Here is a 14,794-nt window from a genome sequence, read left to right on the forward strand (position 1 = left end):
TTCGTCTTTCCGACCTTAAACGGAATGCCTCCCATCGTCATTGCCCACCGAGGCGCCAGCGGCTATTTGCCCGAACACACGCTGGCTGCCTATGAACGCGCGATCGAACAGGGAGCGGACTTCATCGAACCCGATCTCGTGTCCACCAAGGACGGCGTTTTGATCGTGCGCCACGAGCTGAACATCACCGAAACGACGAACGTTTCCGACCACTCGGAGTTTGCTGCACGGCGGACGACCAAGGTGATTGATGGAACGAGCGTTGAAGGCTGGTTCGCCGACGACTTCACGCTTGCAGAAATCAAAACGCTACGAGCAAGGCAACGTCTTCCATTTCGCCCCCAGCAATTCAACGACCTTTTCGAAATCCCAACGTTCGAAGAGGTGATTTCATTGGCAAAACGCGAGAGCGAGCGGCGCGGGCGCGTCATCGGCATCTATCCGGAGACTAAGCATCCCAGTTATCACAGGTCGGTCGGCCTGCCGCTGGAGGAAAAACTAGTCGAAACGCTGAAGCGGCATGGATGGGCCGACAGAACCGCTCCCGTGGTCATTCAGTCCTTCGAGACAGCCAATTTAAGAGCCTTGAGGAAAATGACCGGCGTGCGGCTGGTGCAACTCATCGACGGAGTCGGTCTCGGGGCGGACGGAAGCCCGCTGCCGGGCCGTCCATACGATTTCGAAGCGGGCGGAGATTCCCGCACTTACGCGGATTTGCTGACCGAAGACGGCTTGGCCGAGATCAGAACCTATGCGGACGGCATTGGGCCGTGGAAACGCTATCTGGTTGGCGCTATCGCGCGCGCCGGCGCGGATGAGTCGGAAGCTAAACTTCTCGCCCCAAGCTCTGTGATCCGGGATGCACACAAAGCCGGTCTGTTCGTTCACGCTTGGACTTTCCGCAACGACCCCCAATACTTGGCGACTGACTATGGCGGCGATCCGCTGGAAGAATACCGGCAGTTTTACCGCCTTGGCGTCGATGGCGTTTTTTCGGACTTCCCAGATACCGCCATCGCCGCGCGTGCAGCCGAACGAAACCAATAGGATTGGTATCCAGTCCCGACAGAGCCGTTGGGCAAACAGGTTCGTCGGCAAATGATTGCCGAGCTACGACCGTGCCGCTGTAGGTCGCGAATCCCTTCGCGACATTACGCCGCTCGGCCAGAGGTTTGCATCTTGATTGCCAAGACGTTATTCACAACGCTTCGAGCGCGACCGCGGGAAGGCAGTGAATCCGTCGGGTGGTAGCTATGTTACGACCGGTTCGATATCGCTCTCGGGCACCCGCAAAATGCCGCCAGAAGGAAATTCTATGAAACAGTCGCCGCTGTTGAAGCGCGAGTAGCGCTTGATGATGGCGGGTTGGCCTGGCAGATGGGAATCCTTGAAAAAGCGGGGCCTTTTGGGTTTATACAGTACTGCTGTACCGAGGGGAATTTTGGTGCTTGATTGGGACAATCGTGGATTCATGGTTGTGGAAGATTTATCCATTATACGCTCAAACCGCGTCAAAATGTGGATAGTGTCGAGCGGAACCGAACTCGATGACGAATCGATGCGATCGATGCCGGAATGCGCAGGGACCGTGACTGAGGAGATCAACCATTCGGCGTGATTAGGCTATAGAGGGTTTCATTCAATCGTGCTTTGCACGCCGTGTAAGCACGTAAAAATACGTATGAGCCGTTTTCGAACGGGTCCGTCCGGTTACGGCAGCGGCTGAAGCCCCCGCAGATTTCGGAAGCTGCTGGAACGCACGGTGTCCAGGAAATCCAGCATGAAGGCCGACGCCGCCGCGGACTCCGTGGTCGCGGCATATAATGCGCTCCACAGACCTGTCTTGCCGATCGGTTTTGCCAAGACATAATCGCGCTCCAGATAGCTCTGCACCGTCCAGTTGGGCAAGGCCGCGATGCCGCGTCGGCTGGCGACGAGCTGCAGAATGGCCACGGTCAGCTCGGCGGTGCGCCGCTTCGGCTCTATCCCAACCGGTTTCAACACCTTGCGCACGATGTCCAGCATGTCGTCCGGCACCGGATAGCTGATCAATGTTTCTTCGGCGAAATCCTCTGGTTTCAGAAAGGGCTTGGACGCGAACGGATGCTGCCGCGATACCAGTCCGACGATTTCGAAACTGAACAGCCGGTGGAAAACCAGCCCGGAGCGCGGCTGCGGCTCGGAAACCACCACCAGTTCCGCTCGATTTTCCAACAGTAGGGCCAATGGGTCGGCGTGAAAGCCCGAGACCAGGTCCAGCTCGATTTCCGGCCAATGCTCGCGGAACTGATCCATGGCCGGCATGAGCCAATCGAAGCACGTATGACACTCCACCGCGATGCGGAGCTGCCCGGCTTCGCCCTGGGCGATGCGGGCGACGTCCCGCTCCGCCTCTCCGACCAGCTTCATGACCGTTTCCGCCAGCGTGTGCAGGCGCTGTCCGGCCGGCGACAGCCGCAGCGGCTGGCTTTTGCGCTCGAACAGGCTGACGCCGTAGTGCTCCTCCAGCTGCTTGATCTGGTGCGAGATCGCCGACTGGGTGAGATAGAGCCGCGTCGCGGCGCGGGACAAGGTGCCGGTTTCCACGAGCGCCAGCAGCGTCTGCAAGTGGCGAAGCTCCAAAATCGACTGGATCATGAATGAAATCGATGAAGATTATGAAAACAATGAGTTTGAATAATAATCATCGGGAACCGATCATGCCAGTTCCGAATTGATCCGTAATTAAAGAGGAGCAGGAATCATGGCGGTGACGCATTCTTTAGGATTTCCTCGCATCGGCGCCCGGCGCGAGTTGAAGCAGGCGCTGGAAGCCTACTGGACCGGCAAGATCGGCCTTTCGGATTTGACCGAAATCGGCCGACAGCTTCGCGAGCGGCATTGGACGCTGCAGCGCAGGGCAGGGATCGACCTGGTGCCGGTGGGCGATTTCGCCTACTACGATCAGATGCTGAACATGACGGTGTTGCTCGGCGCCGTTCCGGAACGCTTCGGCATCGGCCACGAGCCCCCGGGTCTCGACCGCTATTTCGAATTGGCCCGGGGCAACCAGGACCAACCGGCCATGGAGATGACCAAATGGTTCGATACCAACTACCACTACATCGTCCCTGAATTCCGTCGCGACACAGTGTTTCACCTGGGCGCGGAATGGCTGTTCGAGGAGGTGGGGGAGGCTAAGGCTCTTGGACTCAACGTCAAGCCCGTGCTGATCGGGCCTCTGACTTATCTGTTTCTGGGCAAGGCGAAGGACGAGGGTTTCGACCGGTTGGAGCTGTTGCCCCGCTTGCTGCCGGTCTATGCCCAAATCCTCGGGCGGCTCGAGGAGCAGGGTGTCGCCTGGGTACAGATGGACGAGCCGGCCCTGGTGCTCGATCTGCCTGCGGACTGGCTCGCAGGTTATCGGGAAGCCTACCGCACGCTGGCGTCGGGGCCGAAGATTCTTCTCGCGACCTATTTCGAGTCGGCGGCGGATCGTGCGGAATTGATGAAAACCCTGCCGGTGAGCGGCCTGCACATCGATGCGGTCGCAGCGCCGGAGCAGGTGTCGGATTTTCTGGACGGGTATCCTTCGGACAAGATCCTATCGCTCGGACTCATCGACGGTCGCAATGTTTGGCGCACGGATCTCGGACGGGCGCTGGCGCTGGCCGAGACTGCTCGCGCGGCCTTGGGCGAGCGCCTGTGGATCGCGCCGAGCTGTTCGCTGCTCCATGTGCCGCTGGATCTGGAGGCAGAGTCCGAGCTGGACCCCGAGATCAAGAGCTGGCTGGCTTTCGCCGTACAGAAGCTCGAAGAGTTGGCGATCTTAGACAAAGGCTTGCGGCTGGGTGTCGAGGCGGTCCGAAGCGAATTGGAAACCCAGGCTCGCGCCTTGCGAGAGCGGGCGACCTCGCCGAAGATTCACAATCCGGCGGTCGCGGCCCGACTCGAAAAACTGACGGAAGCGGATTTCCGGCGTTATTCACCGTTTCCCGAAAGGATCCCGTTGCAGCGGGAAAGGCTGCGGCTGCCTCTCTTTCCCACCACTACGATCGGCTCCTTTCCGCAGACCCCGGACATCCGCAAGGCCCGCGCCGATTACCGCAAAGGCGAGCGAAGCGAAGCCCAATACCGGGAAATTATGCGCAAGGCCATACGCGAAGCGGTACGCAAGCAGGAAGCCCTCGGCCTGGATCTCCTGGTGCACGGCGAGGCCGAGCGCAACGACATGGTGGAGTATTTCGCCGAGCAGTTGGAAGGTTTCGCCGTCACCCGACAGGGCTGGGTACAGAGTTACGGCTCTCGCTGCGTCAAGCCGCCGATCATCGTCGGCGACGTATCGAGACCCAAGCCCATGACCGTGGAATGGATCGCCTATGCCCAAAGGCAGACCCGGAAGCCGGTCAAGGGCATGCTGACCGGCCCCGTAACCATGCTGCAGTGGTCCTTCGTGCGCGACGATCAGCCCCGAGCGGTCACCGCTTTCCAAATCGCTCTGGCTATTCGCGACGAAGTGGGAGACCTCGAGCAAGCCGGCGTCGCCGCCATACAGATCGACGAACCCGCGATCCGCGAAGGCTTGCCGCTCAAGCGGCGCGACTGGGACGACTATCTGGACTGGGCGGTAAAAGCGTTTCGCCTGGCATCATCCGGCGTCGGGGACGATACCCAGATCCACACCCATATGTGCTACTCGGAGTTCGGCGACATTCTGCCCGCCATCACCGATATGGACGCCGACGTGATCACCATCGAAACCTCCCGTTCGGGGATGGATTTGCTGGCCGCCTTCCGGGAATTCCGCTATCCCAACGACATAGGCCCGGGCGTCTACGACATCCATTCCCCCCGCGTGCCGAACAAGGAGGAGATGCTGCGCCTTCTCCAAAAAGCGTGCGAAGCGATTTCGCCCGAGCGGCTTTGGGTCAATCCTGACTGCGGGCTCAAGACGCGCGGATGGCCGGAAGTGGAGCAGGCCCTGGCGAATATGGTCGAGGCGGCGAAAATGCTACGCCAAAGGTGGGTGATTGAAGGTCGACGCCGTTCGTGAAGCGACGGGTCAGGTGCGCCGTAGGTTCCCGAGGATCCGGATGACCTTCGTGAACGCCATAGCCCGCGCCACCGGGCCGCCGATCCCGAGCCCGGAAACGGCTTTGAGCAATTGTACGGCGACGAAGATGCGGGCGGCTGTCTTTGTCCAGCGCGGTAATCGTGACGACGATGAAATGTGGATCATGGCAGGGTGTCTATTCGCGGGAAAGCGACTGTGCGATGACGGGCAGAACTTCCGTGTTCACGCCGGATTCCGGCGAGCCCGGGCGGCCTCCCGCCCGCCAGCCCCCATCATCACACAGTGCATGCATTTGCCGTCCTTGGAAACATCCAGAAAGCCGCAGCTCCCTTGGCGCTCTGGGGCGAAACATCCCGCTTCGCACTCGGCGCGGCATTCCGCTCACCCCGCGGGCCGTGGCCGACGCCGGAGCCGAGTGGAGGGTATTAGATCGCGGCCAAGGACCTGGAACAATACGTGGGGTTACCTAGTCATGTGTCCGGCGCGCTGATCTAGGGGGCGCTTTCGAGCGAGGCGGTTCGATGCGCGGAGCCCTTCGGACTCAGGTCGACGTTTCGGCCGTGCGGGTTTCGTATTCGGCCAACTGCTGTTCGACCAGGAGCAGACAAACGCTCATCATCAGCGCATCGTCGGTGAATCCCAGAACAGGGACGACATCCGGAATCAAATCAACCGGACTCAAGACATAGAGCAGGGCGGCGGCGACGGCGGAAAGCGCATACCAGGGAATTTGGCGATAAGTGCCGTTCCGGTAGTCCCTCACCAGCGCGATCATCAATTTGACATCTTTCAGGAAACAGCCGAGAGAGCCGTTGGATTCGAACGTTCGTTTCAAATCGTCGGCCTTCTCGATGACTCGCTTGATATCGCTCTCGGTGAGCGTCTTGGCATTGGCTTTCAGCCGTTCTGAAATTTTTTGTCTCAGCATCGCTTACACCTCTCAAGGAGATTCGAAGAGCACCGATCACAATCGTGTGCGTTCGGCAAGGTTCTTCGATTAAGCTAGGTTTCATTCATTCCACAGTAGTCGACGCGATTATCCGCCAATACTCTTCAGTAAAGGGGGCTTAGTTAAGGAAAGCCGGCGAACGGAGAAGGACTGCCGTGTCGCGGATCGGTAGTACCGGTTGGCATTCCACTGCGCTGGACGGGGTGGAACCGAAATGAACACCCTGGCGTTCCTGGTGACTCGTCTCGGCGGATTCTCAGAACTCCCAATGGGTCAACAATAAGTAGATGGCGATAGTCATCACGACCACGACGAACGCCAGAATCGCCAATATCCCCGTTCCACAGGCGAGAAGCGTGAACGGGAATTTCCACGAGGCAAACAGGTTTGCCATGCCTTCGAGTGCCGCCAGCATCGCTAGGAGCATCCCGAAAATGACAGTCCATTTTGCCGTATAGCCTGGCAGGTAGACCCGTTTGGACCGGTTGCGGCGGTAAGCCGCAGCGCGTTCCAGAAAGGAGCCCGCATTTACGTTTTCAAAGATCCAGAGCGGCCACAGATAAAGGTAAAGGAGAGAGGGAAGGGACCTGTCGTTACGGATATTCGAGACATCGATATTCATTACTAAGCACCTCCATGATCGTTCAGACCGTCTACCGGCAAATATATTTCATCTGGAGATTCGTTGCAGAACTACGATTCAAACAGTCCGCTTCGGAAAGCCGAATCCCTGACATCCGACGGCGCCCGAGAACTTGGCAATTAGACCGCAAATGCCGAACTTAGCGGGTTCGGTTCACTCCTGCGCCAGCCTTTGGGCTCAGATTATCGTCCGGAGCAGCTGTCCATCCACCTTCACGCTGAGGATGTCGATGTGCTTGTTCGGTTCGGTCTCGGTGAGACGCAAGGGGGCTTGGCGGCTGACATCTCAGAAGAGGAACAAGCGTGCACCGAGGCGGCAAGAGCCGCGGCCACCACGACCGCGCCCGAACGCTTCCAGGTCAGGAAAAAGGGATCTCGACAGTGGGACCGCCGGACGCCATCGACAGTCGTAAGATGGGTCTTCGGAAAAGGAAAAAAGAAATTAGTGCTTATTCCTTTGAGACCGTGCCAAAGAGCGGAGCTACGTCACTTGCAGTTCTTTACCGCGGCTTCCGGCGTTTGTCGACGCGTTGGAGCGAAATCGTCGGCCCGACTGAGGGCCGCGTTGCGGAGTACGGTGCTGTCCCACCGTGTTTTGGTGTTCCGTCTACGGCATTACCGATCGTCCGAGTAGACTGGGGTTTGTTTTCCTCAGCCTGATCGTGATCGGAACCGCGCTGAAAGTCGGAGATTTGCTGTTGCAATGTATTGAGGCGGTGGCGTAGGTCGCGGAGTCGCTCATTCAGATAATCGAAATGAATCTGGAAATAGCGTGCCGAAGGAAACTCGGCTCCTTCCGCGGTTCCAGGTTCCGAGGCTTGCCTCTCGTTCAAGGTGGCCCTTGGGTCAGAGGCGGGATTATCTTTCTCGGTGTTCATGAGGATTCCTTTCATGTCGTGTCTCAATCCGTAAAGACGTGTGAGCGACGCTAATCCCGCACCTTACGGCGAAAAAATTTTTGGACTGCCGTAAACCTTATTTAGAACTTATAAACTTTTTTATGGTTGACAGGAAGGCGATCGGAGTCCTGAAGCCGCTGCTATGCCCCTGAATGCTTTCAAAAACACCCTCCTATACGGCTAGATCGAGCGCCTGCAGTGTCCGGTGCTGGCCTCTCCGGACCTCCGGTCGGACGATGTCCTTGCCGCCCGCCAACAGATCCAGGTGTTACGCTAACGATTTGCCGTCCTGCCTCGCGGCTGGGGCGCCCGGAACTCGTTTCGCTGTTCGCCGACGAGCCACCAGCACCGCCTGCCGCGAACACGCCACGACCTACTGGCTACGTCACGGTTATGCAAGCCGCAAGATGGAGGCGCTGCGGGGAAATCTCGGTGATGCCGGCCTTGCGACGACATCGCGCTAAGTGTCGGTTAAGCGCGGCGCCGCCGGGAAACCGTGTCGCGGTACTGCGTTACCCTGGCATCTCTGAACCGAAAGGCCTTCGGTCGATCCGATCGATGAGACAATCCGGGGACCGACTAGAGCACGCACCGGTTCCGAAAGCCGCCGTGCGAGAGAAACTACAAACCGTCGAAAAGCACTGCTCAGGCGGCGATAGAACTGAAACGATCCGGGCGCTATCTGCGCGCCCTCAGCGATGAAGGATGCGTGGCAGGCGTTGAGAATCGATGGACGGTGGGTTTGGCCGGGCGAGGTGATTATTCTCCTGTCCCAATCCCACCGGCGGAGCGATAAACCGGCACGCTAAACCTACGGCGAGACGCTTCTAGCCAATGGCAGGGTGGTCGCGCGACCAAGCTTGCCAAAGTGGCGCGCACCGTGAGTCATCGGTAATACCCGCGCCACTGGCCTGGATTCTTTGGCCGACGATTCGGTTCGTCCTCGGCGATCCTTAGCCTAGACGCTCTTGTGACGTGAGTCGAAGAGCACCAGGCGATCCTGCCGGCGATCAGCAGCGCGACACCGTCGGGAACGATTTGGGTGGCCGCAGGCTAACCAGTAGGGCAAACTCCAGAGGTGAGGCTCCGTAATAGCGACTGGCGGGACGTTGACAACCCAAGCCAGGATGGCCGCCCGAGGGCTGATTTCAATTCGTGATCTTTCGATGAAGGCCCAAGGTTATGCCTGTACCACCGGTGTGGATCCGTATGCCGTGATAGTATGGGAACAGGGGACTAGAAATTCCCGGTGCCCGATTAGGCATCCTCTGCTACGTACCTCCGTATAGTCGGATCCCAACGAAAGCTCTTGTGCCACGGCTTCTTCTTCGATTTGACAATCTTTTTCGGTTTGACAAGGAGCTTGAAATATCCGTTAGCAGTGGCCTCGGAGACGATGACAATATTTTCGCCTTCGTAGATATTATGATTCCGAGTGCCATCCTCGTTCCAATCTCCCGCAATATCTTGAAAGTAGTAAATAGGTTCGGAGAAGATTGCACGCAGTTCTCCGTCGACTACGGCGAACAGAGTCAGAATTTGAAAATTTCCGCCGCCTCCAGCATAACCTTTACTTATCCCGGAACGAATGCCAAAAGCAATGTTACTTTTGGTTATGGCGTACTTGGCGAAATCGAACCTGTAGATCTCCTCCGGGAAGAAAAGCGCGTATCTTGATTCGTTATCTTTGTCTTCGCTCCAAGCGATTCCATCAGGGTTAACGAGATTCGAATGTTCCCAGCTTGCGCCCAAGGGACTTCCCTCGATCCCAGACCAGCTGATAACCGTTGATGCCAAAGAAAGGCGCTTTTGTTCGTCATGCTTCAGCATGGCGAGCGCCATCAGGTACTCGTCTTCGGGGTTGCCGCTGGGGTCAACCACAACCTTGTCCCGAGGACTGCAAATTGGCTCGCCGTTGTTATATTTGATTACGCTGTCTTTCGTGGCCTGGTTTGGCGCTATGCAGGCAAAAGCAACATACATGTCCTTACCATAGGGCCAGCGTTTCATCCCAACGAGTGTGGCAAGAGACGGATCGGCTTTCGGCAGAATAAGTCGCACAACATCTTCCGCGGTAACGCCCCTCGGCAGCACAGTGCCAAAACCATCCGGGCGCGTTGAACCACTCATTTGTTCTTCATATATAGCCTTTCCTTCCGGACTTTCGATGGTTCCAAGAACCCGGGATAGGGACGACACTGATTTCGGGTTTGGGTTTTGAGCGGAAGCCGGCAGGATGAGCGAAACGGAAATCAGAGTGGCTGCAAGGATTTTGGCGGTAGTTCTCACGAATGGCATCTCAGGCAAATTGACAGGTAATGGAAAAGACCGATCTATCCTTGGATTTGAGAATAAACCCGGAAAGCCGCGCCTCGGTTCGGTTTTCGAATAGCGTGGATACGTCACTTATGTCTGGCGTATTGTCGATAAAACGCCGGCAATAAGCTTGGAATTCTCAGCTAGTTCTTTTATCTTCGACGGGCGAACGTTGCCATCGAAAAGTGCAGACAGGATAGCAAGACCCCAGGGTCATTAATGCCTTAGGCCATCTGCCGGTCACGTTGGCCAACGAGCAAGAGCGTGCCCCCAGTGGCGAACGGGCGCGCTCTGTTCACCAATTTTCGGTCCATAGAAATGGCATTTGTCGATCAAGGCTACACCGGCGACCAGGCGGCCGAGGCCGCCCGCCAGCAGGGCATTCGGCTCATCGTGGTCAAGCTGTCGGAGGCCAAAAGCACTTTTGCTCTTGTCCTGGCGTGGGTGGCGGCACTCCATGTCGGCTGGATTGCTCGGTTTCGGTGCTCGGCTCGCGATGTGAACGATTGGCTGAAACATTGATACGCTTTCAATCTATCGTCTTTGTCATCCTAATGCGTGCCAAAGGCAGCCCCGTTACCCCAAACGTATAGCGCGCCGGAGGCACCTACAGTGCCAGAGCATTAAGGCATCGACCATCTACGTCGTTTATTAGGCGAACAATCAAATGCCGAAATCGTGGAGCACGCCGTCAATGTGCTCTTACGTCTCAGAACGTCGCACAGGCTGCGCAGATGGCTGACCGACCGCTGTAACGAAATCTTAGTGGTCTTCGGCTTCGTTCACCACCCTGCCTCCACCTTATTGCAATACAGAGCTGACCGATTCGGATCATCGAAGCGCTCTACCAACGCCGGAGCCTCGCCAGCATCAGCTTGTTCAGACGGTGGGAATACATTCCCGAATACACGCTTAAACGTCTTTTGAGCTTCAGCGAGCGGAACATCAAAGACGATCGAATGAAAATCCCACGTACCGGGAATAATGATTTCCGACACAGGAAGACCAAAAAAAGAGTCCTTCACTTTGAAATAGTAGAGGCCATCTTTCTCTTTGTAGGGCGTTAACCCTCTCTCGGCGAGGTAGGGATGAACCTTTTGCTGTGAGTCCCATGGCGCGTAAAAGAAGTTTGGAAACTCGCACGTTCGGAAACCGGCGAACACTTCCTCTAAAGTAGTCGCCTTTGCGAACGAGGGGACGGCAAACACGAGGAAATAAACGAGGAGCGGGCGGCAGTAACGATACAAGAATTCGAGTACAGAGCTAACCGGACGCGTCATGGAAGGAAACCTGAAAATAAAAAACCATAAGAGTGCTATGTTAGGCCCGGCGACCTCACAGGCGCGCGTATTCAAGGATCTCTTGGCCCATCAGCGAGCCCCCGGAGACTGGTGAAGAGCAATAGAGGAACCGTATCCGTTGGCCCGTGTAGCGGAAACCCCATACCTCGTACGCCTTGAAACACTGTTTGGGATAGGCTGGGTTGCGGATGGATGGCAGTTCCTTGGCCTTATCCTGGATTGAAAATGGTTCGTCCGAGCCAAAAAGAAACGCGAGCAGGGGGTTAGCAGATGAACCCGCATCACTTGCGGACGAGGGCGTTTCGGCTGCGTAGCCCGTGCAGAGTCCTGTTAGACGTATGAGAAAGGCAACTTGTCGAATCATATGGTTTCCCCCTAATACCATTGATAGAGCGCGCCGTTAACGCAGCAAGAACGAAGCCTAAAGCTTTCCGGTGTCAGCTTCATCGATCTCGCTCTGAGTAACAGTTGTCGGCGGGGTGCCCTTTATCCAAAAACTGCTGAAGGCGCTGAGTCCGCTCCCGCGTCAACTTCGTCTTATAATCCGCGTAACACAGCGGCAGAATAGTACCCCAACAAGTACTTCCTTCCTCGCACGCGTACATTGCTTCTAACTCCGCATCTCGGAACGCTAACCATGCTCTTTGTGCCGCGCGAAGTTTTTGAATAAAAATTACATTCTTTTCCTCTTTCTTCAGTAGCGCCCTATAGACCTCATTGAGCTTGCGCTCCGCTTTGTCAAACTCATCGGCCGCGCACGCGTTAATTTCTAACTGAGTTCCATCTCGATTGCACTTTGGAAGATCTTCGGAATACGTGATTACTGGCGCCAACAGTAAAGTGATAAATACCACCTTTAGTGTCATGTGTTCTCCGGTAATCTAACAAAGGCTTAAAAGGAACTGTTTATATTCTGCGTTTCAGGATGACATACGGAAAGCTTCGCCTCGACGCGACATAATCCACGTAAACCAACTGAAGGATCTCATGAGAGATGCAAAACCACAACAGAAACAATCGAGATAATCATAGAAGACTTGCCGTTTTTTGAAAATAATCCCGTTAGTCAGTCCGTGATCTAAGAGCTTTCGTTAAACGATAAAAATCTTCTATCGAGTCACCATACCCCTCCAAGAAATCCATTATTGTTCCGGCCGTTAAATCAGAATCATGTGTTGGATGGGTTTCCCACTTTTGTCCTTTAATTGCCGAAGCAATAACTGCGCGTTAAGCACCAATGGAGACAGGACGCCGGCCCATTGGGGCATCTTGGGAAACCCTGCCCTGATATCATGGGGAGATCGACTTTTCCTCCGAGCCCGAATGGGATCAAAGAAAGCCTGTTTGCCGCCGACGAACGCGAAGCGAAGAAAGACCGGGAGACGTGCTGCAAGTGATGGCAAACGTGTTGACTATTAAGCCGTGGCTCCGGAGAGCGGTTGGGCGCCGCCGCCATTTGCCGCGTCCTCATGTCCCTGCCTTGGTGCTCCGAAATAGATATGGCAAAGGCCAGATGAGCTAATGAAATCCACGTGCGGTATTGGGGGTGAGCGTCCAACGTTTCCCGGGATTACGGCTTAGTTGTCAGGTGCCCTACCGCACCACGTTCTGTACTTTCCGGGAACCGATACCGGTGGACCGGACAAGGGACACCCTGTTCGAAGCCGTGAACAGTCAACTGGCTCGGGACGGCTATCTCGCCCATGGTGGACCGCTCTTGGACGCTAGCCTCATCTCGGTTCCCGCCAACACGTTACCGGAGAGGAACGAGACCAGCGCACGCAGCAGGCGAGTCCAGTGGACTGGCAGCCGGCCTCGCGCCGGCAGCAGGACATCCGATGCCGCCAAGACCCGGAAGTACGGGCAATCACGTTCCAGCTAAAAGGGTTCGGTCAGCGCCGCCAGCGGAAACGATGGGTTCTATCCAGAGGACGTGCGGAGTACCGGAGACGCCAGCCGTGACCCGTACCGCGAGAAGTGCTCCGTCGATAGCAAACAGGGGCGCCTCCTTCAGGCGAAGGGATGGCCGCTACCCGTCCAGCGCAAAGCGGCAGAGCAATAAGCCCCTGTCGGCCTGCCAAAAGGCCGCAACATTCGCATCACCCAAGCCTGTGCGGGTCGGCACGCGTTCGCCGCGATCGCGCAGATTGGAAAAAATCGCTGTGGAGCATCGGCCTGGTTGGGCACCTTCGTGCTTGTCGGGCAACTGGCAACCTATAGCTTATGCTGCCTGTGTAGCCTCGTAGCTTGTGGAGTCGCGGCCTTCTGATTTCCAAGGTGTGTCCGGAGTCGCTTAATTCGGCGGGTTCGGGCAAGAACGATTCCTCCGGACGCGAGAAAAGCCGAAAAGATGGCGAGGGTTACCGCTTTTCGATCCTATGTGGACCGGCTTTTTTCGGGCTTTTCAAGGGGCGTTTTTGTGCCAAGGTCTGTCAGAGGACAAGAAGCAGACTTTATGCACACTGTTGTTCCACTATGCACCATGGTGGTTCGCTCGACATTTTTTGTTTCGCTTTTTTCCATGGTGCAGAACGGCGTAATTGGCGATTTCCTTCAATGCTTTAGTTAGTACAACAAAAGTTGGCATAAATTGCGCTTATCGTACATTGAGGTTACTAAAGCAACGGCGCTTTAACCCCTTTGGGTTATGGCGCTTTTTTTTCGCCTCGGTGGTTCTTCCTTGCACGAACGAGTGGAAAATCGAGCTACAGGAGAAACTTATGTCGTATTTAGTTCCGTCAGAATTTGTCACCAAAATGGTGGATGCAGGTGAATCAAAAGTCTTCATGTCAACCAAGGATACGGTTATCAGAGCTTATATGGCCGGTGCCATCCTGGCATTGGCCGCTGTGTTTGCCGTTTCAATGACCGTACAGACGGGATCTCCGCTCATTGGCGCTATGTTGTTTCCAGTCGGGTTTTCCATGCTGTATTTGTTGGGCTTTGATTTGCTGACTGGGGTGTTTGTTTTGACACCTCTTGCGTGGATCGATAAACGCCCAGGGGTAACCATCGGCGGGATTTTGAGGAATTGGGGATTGGTCTTTATCGGTAATTTCATGGGAGCACTTACCGTAGCCGTGATGATGTCAATCGTTTTCACGTTCGGGTTTTCGACCGAGCCCAATGAGGTTGGTCAGAAAATTGCCGGTATCGGGGAAGCGCGTACTTTAGGTTACGCAAAATATGGCGCCGCAGGCATGTTGACGCTCTTTGTCAGAGCCATGCTTTGCAACTGGATGGTCTCGACCGGTGTTGTCGGGGCAATGATTTCAACTTCGGTGAGCGGTAAGGTGATCGCCATGTGGATGCCGATCATGCTCTTTTTTGCAATGACCTTCGAGCATTCCATCGTCAATATGTTCTTGTTTCCTTCGGCTTTGATCATGGGCGGGAAATTTTCGATCATGGATTATCTAATCTGGAATGAAATTCCGACCGTTTTAGGAAATCTAGTTGGTGGACTCGCGTTTACTGGGCTGACCTTGTATTCCACGCATATCAAAACGGCACCCCAACGGATCAGGAAAGGGCATGTTTCAATTGGGCGAGCAGCCTAACGAGGGTTTCCCAATGCCGCAGGGCTGCTGAAGTAGGGGTAATTGGACTGTGGTAATCAACGATGGTGGCTGAC

At 55.9% G+C, this 14,794-nt stretch carries 12 protein-coding genes; 5 read left to right on the forward strand and 7 right to left on the reverse strand.

The annotated features are described in order from the left end of the window. Positions 1-24 precede the first annotated feature (24 nt). Entirely contained in the window at positions 25-1,047 is a 1,023-nt protein-coding gene (locus QEN43_RS03865; protein ID WP_317963714.1) for a glycerophosphodiester phosphodiesterase, read from the forward strand. A gap of 663 nt (positions 1,048-1,710) precedes the next feature. Here the strand turns inward: QEN43_RS03865 and QEN43_RS03870 are convergent. Beyond that, entirely contained in the window at positions 1,711-2,607 is an 897-nt protein-coding gene (locus QEN43_RS03870; protein WP_317963715.1) for a LysR family transcriptional regulator, read from the reverse strand. Positions 2,608-2,743: 136 nt separating this feature from the next. Between QEN43_RS03870 and metE the strand changes: the two genes are divergently transcribed. Then, positions 2,744-5,032 (forward strand): 5-methyltetrahydropteroyltriglutamate--homocysteine S-methyltransferase, encoded by a 2,289-nt coding sequence (gene metE, locus QEN43_RS03875; protein WP_026612045.1) that lies wholly within the window; start codon positions 2,744-2,746, stop codon positions 5,030-5,032. A 9-nt stretch (positions 5,033-5,041) separates the two neighbouring features. Here metE and QEN43_RS03880 read toward each other — a convergent pair whose 3' ends face one another. The 4 genes from QEN43_RS03880 to QEN43_RS03895 all read right to left on the reverse strand — a co-directional run bounded on the left by QEN43_RS03880 (position 5,042) and on the right by QEN43_RS03895 (position 9,832). After that, positions 5,042-5,218 carry a hypothetical protein gene (locus QEN43_RS03880; RefSeq protein WP_156912915.1) on the reverse strand — a complete coding sequence of 59 codons (177 nt, stop codon included), beginning with the start codon at positions 5,216-5,218 and terminating at the stop codon, positions 5,042-5,044. Between the two features lie 376 nt (positions 5,219-5,594). Next, positions 5,595-5,981, reverse strand: coding sequence for a YkvA family protein (locus tag QEN43_RS03885; RefSeq protein ID WP_317963716.1), 387 nt, complete (start codon positions 5,979-5,981; stop codon positions 5,595-5,597). A 277-nt stretch (positions 5,982-6,258) separates the two neighbouring features. Next, entirely contained in the window at positions 6,259-6,624 is a 366-nt protein-coding gene (locus tag QEN43_RS03890; RefSeq protein ID WP_317963717.1) for a hypothetical protein, read from the reverse strand. Positions 6,625-8,800: 2,176 nt separating this feature from the next. Then, complete coding sequence (locus QEN43_RS03895) at positions 8,801-9,832, reverse strand: hypothetical protein (RefSeq protein ID WP_156912916.1); 1,032 nt, start codon at positions 9,830-9,832, stop codon at positions 8,801-8,803. A gap of 300 nt (positions 9,833-10,132) precedes the next feature. Between QEN43_RS03895 and QEN43_RS21655 the strand changes: the two genes are divergently transcribed. Further along, positions 10,133-10,381: a hypothetical protein gene (locus QEN43_RS21655; protein WP_026612048.1), complete on the forward strand. Its 249-nt coding sequence runs from the start codon at positions 10,133-10,135 to the stop codon at positions 10,379-10,381. A gap of 260 nt (positions 10,382-10,641) precedes the next feature. Here QEN43_RS21655 and QEN43_RS03905 read toward each other — a convergent pair whose 3' ends face one another. Together QEN43_RS03905 and QEN43_RS03910 are read right to left on the reverse strand one after the other, a co-directional pair. Continuing rightward, positions 10,642-11,139, reverse strand: a complete 498-nt coding sequence (locus QEN43_RS03905; RefSeq protein ID WP_036269345.1) for a hypothetical protein — start codon at positions 11,137-11,139, stop codon at positions 10,642-10,644. Between the two features lie 464 nt (positions 11,140-11,603). After that, on the reverse strand, positions 11,604-12,026 hold the full coding sequence (locus QEN43_RS03910; RefSeq protein ID WP_051332066.1) for a lysozyme inhibitor LprI family protein: 423 nt from the start codon (positions 12,024-12,026) through the stop codon (positions 11,604-11,606). Between the two features lie 680 nt (positions 12,027-12,706). Between QEN43_RS03910 and QEN43_RS03915 the strand changes: the two genes are divergently transcribed. Both QEN43_RS03915 and QEN43_RS03920 read left to right on the forward strand, forming a co-directional pair. After that, positions 12,707-13,042 (forward strand): hypothetical protein, encoded by a 336-nt coding sequence (locus QEN43_RS03915; protein WP_156912918.1) that lies wholly within the window; start codon positions 12,707-12,709, stop codon positions 13,040-13,042. An 838-nt stretch (positions 13,043-13,880) separates the two neighbouring features. Continuing rightward, on the forward strand, positions 13,881-14,720 hold the full coding sequence (locus tag QEN43_RS03920) for a formate/nitrite transporter family protein (protein WP_026612051.1): 840 nt from the start codon (positions 13,881-13,883) through the stop codon (positions 14,718-14,720). Positions 14,721-14,794: the final 74 nt, after the last annotated feature.

It is taken from the genome of Methylocaldum szegediense, from assembly GCF_949769195.1.
GTDB classification, from domain to species: Bacteria; Pseudomonadota; Gammaproteobacteria; order Methylococcales; family Methylococcaceae; genus Methylocaldum; species Methylocaldum szegediense.

What these genes read in the sequence shown, in the direction of transcription:
- QEN43_RS03865 (WP_317963714.1), top strand. Translation starts at nt 25, where the DNA reads ATGCCTCCCATCGTCATTGCCCACCGAGGCGCCAGCGGCTATTTGCCC.
- metE (WP_026612045.1), top strand. Translation starts at nt 2,744, where the DNA reads ATGGCGGTGACGCATTCTTTAGGATTTCCTCGCATCGGCGCCCGGCGC.
- QEN43_RS03880 (WP_156912915.1), bottom strand. Translation starts at nt 5,218, where the DNA reads ATGATCCACATTTCATCGTCGTCACGATTACCGCGCTGGACAAAGACA.
- QEN43_RS03885 (WP_317963716.1), bottom strand. Translation starts at nt 5,981, where the DNA reads ATGCTGAGACAAAAAATTTCAGAACGGCTGAAAGCCAATGCCAAGACG.
- QEN43_RS03890 (WP_317963717.1), bottom strand. Translation starts at nt 6,624, where the DNA reads ATGAATATCGATGTCTCGAATATCCGTAACGACAGGTCCCTTCCCTCT.
- QEN43_RS03905 (WP_036269345.1), bottom strand. Translation starts at nt 11,139, where the DNA reads ATGACGCGTCCGGTTAGCTCTGTACTCGAATTCTTGTATCGTTACTGC.
- QEN43_RS03910 (WP_051332066.1), bottom strand. Translation starts at nt 12,026, where the DNA reads ATGACACTAAAGGTGGTATTTATCACTTTACTGTTGGCGCCAGTAATC.
- QEN43_RS03920 (WP_026612051.1), top strand. Translation starts at nt 13,881, where the DNA reads ATGTCGTATTTAGTTCCGTCAGAATTTGTCACCAAAATGGTGGATGCA.